This window comes from Clostridium sp. NSJ-49 (assembly GCF_014287725.1).
GTDB classification, from domain to species: Bacteria; Bacillota; Clostridia; order Clostridiales; family Clostridiaceae; genus Clostridium; species Clostridium disporicum_B.
In genome coordinates this window covers 19940-29048 of record NZ_JACOOP010000045.1, presented here as the reverse complement: position 1 = coordinate 29048, position 9109 = coordinate 19940, and the positions used below count along the sequence as shown (strand labels likewise).

Genomic DNA, 9109 nt, shown 5'->3' with positions numbered 1-9109 from the left:
GCTAGCTTCACCCCGAAGGGATCAACTCGCTCGACTTGCATGTGTTAGGCATGCCGCCAGCGTTCGTCCTGAGCCAGGATCAAACTCTCAATAAAAAGTTTAATCTGTTGCTCAAATTATTTTGAGTCTTTTTAAATAGACTCTCAAAAGAATTGCTGGATTTATTTTAACTATATTCTGTTCAATTTTCAAAGACCATATTTTGTTATCGCTTCAAGCGACTTTCTTATCTTACCACTTACTAACTATTATGTCAATACTTTTTTTAATAAGTTTTAACTTAATTGAAGTTAGAAGCTTTATTATTCTTGGAAGCGCTGCTCCCTAAGAACATAATCTATAATATCACCTTGATAACTATAAATATATCTTAATTTATCCTATTATTAAGTTTATTTTTATATTTCTCTGTTTTTCTACATTTTTAGTCTTTTTTCGACTATTGATACACCAGGATAAGTTATTCATTTTATATTCTATTTTATTACATATGTTGTATTTTTTATTTATAATGTACATTTATATTTCCACAAAAAAGAAGAGATTATTCATCTCTTCTCTAATATTTAAATATTTTTTATTATTCTTCTTATTCTGCTTACTACAGGGTCTGCCACAGTTCCTATTATTATTTGTACATTGTTTTTTCCTAATCTTATTATTTCTGTAGCTCCTATCTGTTTTAGCTTTGATTTCTCTACCTTATTACTATCCTTTAATTGCAACCTTATTCTAGTAATACACGAATCAACATGTTCGATGTTATTTTTTCCTCCAACTGCGTCTATAATACATTCTGCAATTTTATCTAGCTTAGACCTTAATGGTTTAATAGCTACCTCTTTATCTTCTAATTTATTAACATTTACCTCTTCTTTTTCTTTACATTCTTCAATATTATCATCATTCTCGTCTCTTCCAGGAGTCTTTAAATCAAATTTAGTTATACAGAAATAGAAAATTATAAAATAAATAACTCCCATAACCACCCCTACCAATATTAATAAGATAGGTCTCTCTGCCAAATTAAAATTTAATAAGTAATCTATAAATCCAGCAGAAAAAGAATAACCAGCCCTAATTCCTAAAAATGATGTAACAGCTAATGATAATCCTGTTAAAATAGCATGTATCAGAAATAACCCAGGGGCTAAAAACAAAAAAGAAAATTCAATAGGTTCTGTTATTCCTGTTAAAAATGATGTAAAAGCTATACTTACCAACATACCTGTAACTGCTTTTCTTCTATCTTTTTTAGCTGCTAAAATCATTGCCAAACATGCTGCCGGTAGAGCAAACATCATTATAGGAAAGAATCCTGTTTGAAATATACCAGCTGTTGGATCTCCACTTAAAAATCTAACCATATCTCCAGTAACAACTTCACCATTTGCAGTAGTAAATTCTCCAAATTGAAACCAAAATATTGAGTTTAGTGCATGATGAAGCCCAAAAGGTATTAATAATCTATTTAAAAAACCAAATATAAATGCTCCTATTATTTCAGATGTAGCTATCGTATTACCAAAGGAATTTATACTCTCTTGTATATTAGGCCAAATACCACCAAATACTAATCCTAATAATAACATTACAAAAGATGTTACAATAGGAACAAACCTTTTTCCTCCAAAGAATCCTAGAAATTGAGGTAATCTTATCTCTTTATATTTATTATATAGTAATCCTGCAACTATTCCCGCAATCATTCCGGCTAAAACTCCCATATCAATTATACTACTACCTTGATATAACTGATCAGCAAAACTATACGTCACATTTGTAAATACAAAATATCCAATAGCTCCTGCTAAGCCTGCACTTCCATTATTATCATCTGCTAATCCAACAGATATACCTATTGCAAATAATAAATTCATTTGATTTATTACTGCTTCTCCTGCAGCAACCATCCACGGTATACCATTTCCTCCAAACAAGTTAGGCCCCCATACATCTGCTTTACCTAATCTTAACATCAATGCTGCTACAGGTAGAGCCGCAATAGGTATCATAATAGCTTTTCCTAATAGTTGAAAAAAGTTTAATAACTTATTAATTTTACTTCCCATAATAACGTTACCTCATTATTTATAGTTTTATCTTTAGAATTACCTCTTCTAATTATTCATATAAAAAAGGCGTAGTTTAGCTAACTACACCTTATTTTATCATTTACTTTTCACAAATTACATATCGTTACTAGTTTTACATAACAATTTAAATTCATCTGCTACAAATTGTACTTGTGTTCCAATTATAACTTGTATGCTTGTTTTTCCTGGTCTTATAATCCCACTTACACCTGCTGATTTAATAATTTTTTCATTTACCTTTGTATTATCTCTAATTTCTAAACGTAATCTTGTAATACAGTTATCTACTGAAACTATATTTTCAGCTCCACCTAAACCTTCTAATATAGTAGATGCAATTTCTGTATAGTTATTGTTTGAAAGCTTAACTTCTACTTCATCTTCGCTTTCTTCTTCCCTTCCAGGAGTCTTTAAGTTAAACTTAGTAATTGCAAATCTGAATGTTATATAGTAAATTACTGCAAATACTAATCCAACCGCTAATAGTATTATTGGATTTTCAGCCATTGGAGCTTTGAAACTTAAAATGTAGTCAACTAAACCAGCACTGAAGTTAAATCCAGCTCTTGTTGGTAATAATGTACATACAAATGCTGATATACCTGTTAATCCAGCATGAAGAACGTATAGTCCTGGCGCTAAGAACATAAATGCGAATTCTAATGGTTCTGTAACTCCTGTAAAGAATGAACCTACTGCTGCTGCTAATAATAAACCATAAACAGCTTTTTTCTTATTGTCTTTAGCTGTATGATACATAGCTAAAGCTGCTGCTGGAAGACCAAACATCATAACCGGGAAGAATCCAGTCATATACATACCAACTACTCCATAAGTACCTTTTCCAGCCCAGAAGTTACCTAAATCATTTATTCCAGCTACATCAAACCAGAATACTGAGTTAAGTGCATGGTGAAGTCCTGTTGGTATTAATAATCTATTTAAGAATGCATAAATTCCTGAACCGATTGCTCCTGTTGAAACTATTGATTTCCCAAATGATACTAGTGCTCCGTAAACTACAGGCCATACAAATAATAATACTAGTGCAGCAATTATTGATGCTCCTGCTGTCACTATAGCAACACATCTCTTACCACTGAAGAATGATAATGCTGCTGGTAACTTAGTTCCTTTAAACTTATTATAAGCTGTAGCACCAATTACTCCAGATAATATACCTGTAAATTGAGTTGCTATTTTACCAAAAGCAGCTGGAACTTCTGCAACATCTATCCCTTTAAGCATTGCTACTGATTCCGGTGCTAATAATGTAGTTATCATTAACCATGAAACAAGACCTGCTAATCCAGCTGTGCCATCATTATCATCTGACATACCAACCGCAACCCCTATTGCAAATAATATACCCATGTTATCTATTAGTGCACTACCAGCTTTTATTAAAAATGCTGCTGCCGCACTATTTGCTCCCCATCCTGATGGATCCATCCAATAACCAATACCCATTAAGATGCTTGCAACTGGTAACGCTGCAACTGGAAGCATTAAAGATTTACCTAATTTTTGAAAATACTTCATCATAATAAATTATCCTCCTATTTTTTATATTATTTAAATATTAAATGCTCCAACAAAGTTATTCTTTTAATTTTAAGCAATAAAAAAAGCTGAAAAGAATATAGAAATATCCTCTTCAGCTAATGCCCCTATTTATTGGTTACACGCTTCATATTTAAATATTATTAAATTTATATTAGTTATTTTATATTTTAATTCAACATTTGTCAACGATTTCAGATAAATATTTTTATTCTTTTTGCATTGACACCATTATTTTGAATATATATAATAAAATTAAAATATGTTACTGTTAAATCAGGCATAAGTTTTTCTTGTTAGATTAAACTTATGCCTTTTATTTTTATAATAATAATTTGCTTTGAGAAAGGAAGTGACTTCCTGATTTATTCAGGAAATAATATGGCTAATTTTTTTAAGAATTTATTTAAGTCAAAATCAAAAGTTGAAGAAGCTCCAAAGAACTTTTTAGTTGCAGCTGCAACAGGAAATGCAATTCCACTATCAGAAGTTCCAGACCAAGTTTTCGCACAAAAACTAGCAGGTGATGGAATGGCTATAATGATCACTGGAGACACTGTAGTTGCTCCTGCTGATGGAGAATTATCTTTAGTATTCAAAACTAAGCATGCTTTCGCTATGACTTTAGAAAATGGACTTGAAATATTAGTTCATATCGGAGTAGATACTGTTAGCTTAAACGGTGAAGGTTTCGAACAATTAGCAGAACAAGGAACAAAAGTAAAAGCTGGTACTCCAATAATAAAAATAGATAGAGAGTTTATATTAAGCAAAGGATTATCTTTAGCTACTCCAGTATTAATAACTAATGTAGATGCTGCTAAATCAATAACTCCTGTTGAATCTGGTTCAGTTGTTGCTGGAGAAACTGCAGTAGTAAATTTTGAAGTTTAATTTTAAATATAAAAAAAGCTAAGTTTTACTTAGCTTTTTTTATGTCTCAATAGAAACCCTAAATCGTTCAATATGCATTGCTAAATAAGCAACTTCATCTTCAGTAACTTCTTTTTCTAATTCTTCTTCAATAAATTTAGATACTTCTTGGGCTATTTTGTATGCAAGTGGATATACATTCCTTATAACACCAACTAAATCATTCTTCAATCTTTTATCTGTAAGTATTCTTTCTATTGCAAATCTTATATGAGTTACAAACCTAGCATAATCTAATGACTTTTTATCAATCTCTATATTTAAGCAATCTTCAATATACTCTATTACTGTATTACTTAAATAACTATATTTTATAGTATTAGATAATTTGCCACTATTTCTAGCTGAATGAATATGTAAAGTAATAAAACCTAATTCACCATCAGGAAAACTAACCTTATAAGCATCATATATTTTTTCTGCAAATATTTTTGATAGTTCGAACTCTTTAGCATATAGTGTTTCTATCTCCACTATGAATGGATTTTCTATATCTTCACCTTTTTTAATTCTTCTTATAGCAAGCGCTAAATGATCTATTAAGCTTATATGAATTGATTCATTTAATTCTTCACCTAACTTATCAGAAACTTCTCTTATAGCTTCTTCACATAAACCAATAAAACTTTTATCAATCCTATTAATGACCCCTTTAAGATTTTCTTGATTTTGTTCATTTTCAATAGTAAATATTTTATCTACTTCTAAACCAGCTTCTAATATTTGGCCAAACTTTTTGTTAAATCCAATCCCTCTACAAAATAGTATTTTCTCAACTGACTTATCTCTAACTAGTATAATATTGTTATTTAAAACTTTACTTACTATCGTATCATTTGTTAAAACTATTCCCATTTACATACTCTCCTATAATACTATAACTATATTATCTTATAAAAAGTTATGTGATCTCTCCAGCTACCATTAATATATAAATAGTTTTTGTTTAATCCAACCTCTTCAAATCCACAAGATAATAATACTCCCTTAGATCTAACATTATCAGTAAGGATTGAAGCTTCTAATCTATGTAAATCTAAATAATTCTTAGCATATTCTAAAGCTAGATTTACAGCTTCCTTCATATACCCTTTACCTTCATACTCTTTGTCTATTGAGTATCCAACTATACCGCTCTTAAATACCCCATAAACAACATTAGAAATCTTTATTTTCCCTATAAGATTATCATCTTTATATATTCCTAAATCACTACCTGCTCCTGTCATTAATTGTCTATAACTCTCTAGCAGTATTTCTTTTTGTACCTCATACGTGTAAAAGCTACTATCTCTAGTTGGCTCAAAATTTTTTAAATGATCTTTATTTCTTATGTAATATTCAGTAAGCTCTTCTGCATCATCAGGAGTAAAATTTCTTATTTTAATATTACATCCTTTTAATTCTACTATAGTATTTCTACTACAATTAATATATTCATTTCTATTTATACCTAACCCTAATTCATCTTGGAAATTTCCCTTTATGAAAAGATTATCTGTAAATATTGCTTCTAAAGTAAATCCCATATCTAAAAAAGGACTTAAATTGGTATTTTCATTCACTATAAAATTCGCCTTAAATATATCATTATCTTTAAATATAGCTTTTAATATTGACTTTATTGCATCTTTTAATAAATCATAGTTTTTATCTCTATAAAACTTTAACTTTACATTGCATTTTTTATTTTCTTTGTCTAATTCAACTATTGTAAATCTGCCTATAAGTATTTTATCTTTATCTTTAATAACATAATCATTTAATGTTCCATTAACTAGCTCAATATATATTTCCTTTTGGTTTTCCATAGTAAATCTCCTAAAAATTAGTTATCTTATCCTATTATACAAATAAATTTATCTAAAACTCAACTAACATTATAATCAAATTTTATTTATATTAACTTTAATTCAATTTGTAATATATATTTTTTCATAATAATATATTTTATTAAAATAATTATACAGGATGTGAGCTTATATTTAAATTTATAAAGAAAATATTTAAGAAATTTCACTTTAAAAAACTACTTATATTTTCATTAGTAATATTATCATTAGGAATTTTTTTAGGATTTAGATATTCATATAAACTAAAAAACATAGGTTCTTTTCTAAATATATATAAAGATGTTACTATACTAACCGAAGAAACCTTAGTTAATGAAGTTAAAACTGTAAATAAACTCATTCCTTTAGAAGTCGAATTAAGCCAGAGTGTATTAATAGACAAAAGTTTTTTTGACTTAGATATATTCAAAAAATGTAAAACTATAACGTTTTTCGCTAACTGCTCTTATTCCGTAGATTTTTCTAATATTACCACCAAAGATATAATTTTAGATAATTCAAATAAACATATTACTATATCTATTACATCTCCTGAGATTTTTAGCATTAATATAGATGAAACTAAAACAAGATATTCTGATCCTGAATTAGGCTTATTGAGATTTGGTGATATTCAACTATCCTCTGAAGAATTTGGAGATTTGAGAACAAAGCTTTATGATGAGTTTAAAATAATGATGAATAGCAAATCATTAAAGGATCAAGCTATTTCAAATACTAAATCTTCTCTTGAAAAAATTATTTATAATCTAATAGGAGAAAAATATACAATAGATGTTAATGTTACTAACTAAACTTATAGGTTAAAAGCTGACTTAATCGATATAAAAATGCTACTATTTATAGTGAGGAAAAGTTAACTAACATTAAAATAAAAAGTATTAGTATATATGCTTTTCACTACTAGATAGGCAATATCTTTCCTATCCAGTAGTGATTTTTTTCCTTTGATGTAGTCAAACTTTCCCCAAAGTGATTTGCACTTTATTTATTTATTTATTTATTTATTTATTTATTTATTTATTCCAACTAAATCTTTTATTACTTCTCCTGCAATTATCATTCCAGCTACTGGTGGAACAAATGGCATACTACCTGGAGTTTGTCTTTTACCTGATGGAACAGCATCACCTTTATCTGGTGTCATTGGCATTTCCTCAGAATAAACTACCTTTAACTTTTTAACACCTCTCTTTTTAAGCTCTGATCTCATAACCTTAGCAAGAGGGCATACCTTTGTCTTAAATACATCTGTAACTCTAAATTGACTTGGGTCCATTTTATTTCCTGTTCCCATAGAGCTCATAATTTTTATATTATTTTCATAACAATACTTAGCTAAAGCTAACTTTGATGTTACAGTATCTATAGCATCAACTACATAATCAACATCACTTGGTATTATTTCCTCAAGATTATCAGCTGTTAAAAATACTTGTTTTGCTTCTACTTTACAGTCTGGATTAATCGATAAAACTCTTTCTTTCATAGCTTCAACTTTTATCATACCAACAGTATTACGTGTAGCATGAATTTGTCTATTTAAATTTGAAATACATATTGTATCATTATCTACCAAAATTAAATTTCCTACCCCAGCTCTAGTTAGTGCTTCTACTACAAAGCTTCCTACTCCACCAACACCAAATACTATTACCTTAGATTTAGCTAATGTATCTAATCCTTCATTTCCTATAAGTAATCCGGTTCTACATACTGGACTTAATGACATCGTCTTACTCTCCTTTGTGTATTATTTTTTACTATTTTAGACCATAATACTTTCATATACAATGTTTTTTTCTTACAATAACAAAAGATATTATTTAAATTTAATAGAAAGCTACTAAAAATTTAAAATAACCATTATAATATTCGTAGACTAATATTGTTTTAAATTATATTATAGGAGGACTTATTATGGTATTAGGTATAATAGGCGCTATGTCTGAAGAATTAGAAATTCTTTTAAAAGATATGAGCTTAGAAGATGTTCAAGTTAAAGCAAATATGAAATTCCACAAAGGTATGCTATGGGGAAAAGAGGTTGTAGCTGTTGTTTGTGGTATAGGTAAGGTTAATGCAGCAATATGTACTCAAATTCTTGCATCTGAATATAATGTTTCAGCAGTTATAAATGTTGGTGTTGCTGGTGGTATAGGAAAAGATATATATCCTGGAGATGTAGTTATAGCTGAGAACTTAGTTCAATATGATATGGATACAACAGCCTTTGGAGATCCTATGGGGCAAATCCCAAGATTAGATACATTTGATTTCAAATGTGATGCTAAACTTATAGAAACTGCTAAAGCTGCTTGTGAAGAAGCTACAGATTTTAAAACTTTCTCTGGAAGAATAGTTTCTGGTGATATGTTCGTTGCTTCTATAGACAAAATCAAATGGCTTGAAGCTGAATTTGGAGCTTTAGCTTGTGAAATGGAAGGAGCAAGTATAGCTCACGTTTGTTACTTAAACAAAATACCATTTGTAGTTATTAGATCAATATCTGATAATGCAAATAACGGAGCTCATATGGACTTTGAAAAATTCACACCTATCGGAGTTAAGAATTCTACATTTATATTAAAGTCAATGATAACAAAACTTTAATTTAGTTAAAACCGACAAGTGATAAATTAAATGATTAAAGTCAGCATTGCT

8 protein-coding genes and 1 rRNA gene are annotated in these 9109 nt (G+C 29.0%); 3 read left to right on the top strand and 6 right to left on the bottom strand.

What is annotated here, in order from left to right; all coding sequences use genetic code 11:
- From H8S10_RS14025 to nagE (H8S10_RS14015), 3 genes are all read right to left on the bottom strand, one after another.
- Positions 1-95 (bottom strand): 16S ribosomal RNA (locus H8S10_RS14025); the annotation flags it as partial.
- A 471-nt stretch (positions 96-566) separates the two neighbouring features.
- Positions 567-2072 (bottom strand): N-acetylglucosamine-specific PTS transporter subunit IIBC, encoded by a 1506-nt coding sequence (nagE, locus tag H8S10_RS14020; protein ID WP_186839286.1) that lies wholly within the window; start codon positions 2070-2072, stop codon positions 567-569.
- Positions 2073-2189: 117 nt separating this feature from the next.
- Complete coding sequence (gene nagE, locus H8S10_RS14015; protein ID WP_186839285.1) at positions 2190-3641, bottom strand: N-acetylglucosamine-specific PTS transporter subunit IIBC; 1452 nt, start codon at positions 3639-3641, stop codon at positions 2190-2192.
- A gap of 399 nt (positions 3642-4040) precedes the next feature.
- On the opposite strand from nagE (H8S10_RS14015), the gene H8S10_RS14010 reads away from it, so the two are divergent.
- Complete coding sequence (locus tag H8S10_RS14010) at positions 4041-4553, top strand: PTS glucose transporter subunit IIA (protein WP_055266675.1); 513 nt, start codon at positions 4041-4043, stop codon at positions 4551-4553.
- 39 nt (positions 4554-4592) lie between these two features.
- Here the strand turns inward: H8S10_RS14010 and H8S10_RS14005 are convergent, their stop codons facing one another.
- Positions 4593-5447 carry a PRD domain-containing protein gene (locus tag H8S10_RS14005; protein ID WP_186839284.1) on the bottom strand — a complete coding sequence of 285 codons (855 nt, stop codon included), beginning with the start codon at positions 5445-5447 and terminating at the stop codon, positions 4593-4595.
- Positions 5448-5473: 26 nt separating this feature from the next.
- Positions 5474-6403, bottom strand: coding sequence for a GNAT family protein (locus H8S10_RS14000; protein ID WP_186839283.1), 930 nt, complete (start codon positions 6401-6403; stop codon positions 5474-5476).
- 170 nt (positions 6404-6573) lie between these two features.
- On the opposite strand from H8S10_RS14000, the gene H8S10_RS13995 reads away from it, so the two are divergent.
- Positions 6574-7239: a DUF4230 domain-containing protein gene (locus H8S10_RS13995; protein ID WP_084759021.1), complete on the top strand. Its 666-nt coding sequence runs from the start codon at positions 6574-6576 to the stop codon at positions 7237-7239.
- A gap of 218 nt (positions 7240-7457) precedes the next feature.
- Here the strand turns inward: H8S10_RS13995 and H8S10_RS13990 are convergent, their stop codons facing one another.
- Complete coding sequence (locus tag H8S10_RS13990; RefSeq protein WP_055266681.1) at positions 7458-8177, bottom strand: tRNA threonylcarbamoyladenosine dehydratase; 720 nt, start codon at positions 8175-8177, stop codon at positions 7458-7460.
- Between the two features lie 188 nt (positions 8178-8365).
- On the opposite strand from H8S10_RS13990, the gene H8S10_RS13985 reads away from it, so the two are divergent.
- Positions 8366-9058, top strand: coding sequence for a 5'-methylthioadenosine/adenosylhomocysteine nucleosidase (locus tag H8S10_RS13985; RefSeq protein ID WP_055266683.1), 693 nt, complete (start codon positions 8366-8368; stop codon positions 9056-9058).
- Positions 9059-9109 lie beyond the last annotated feature (51 nt).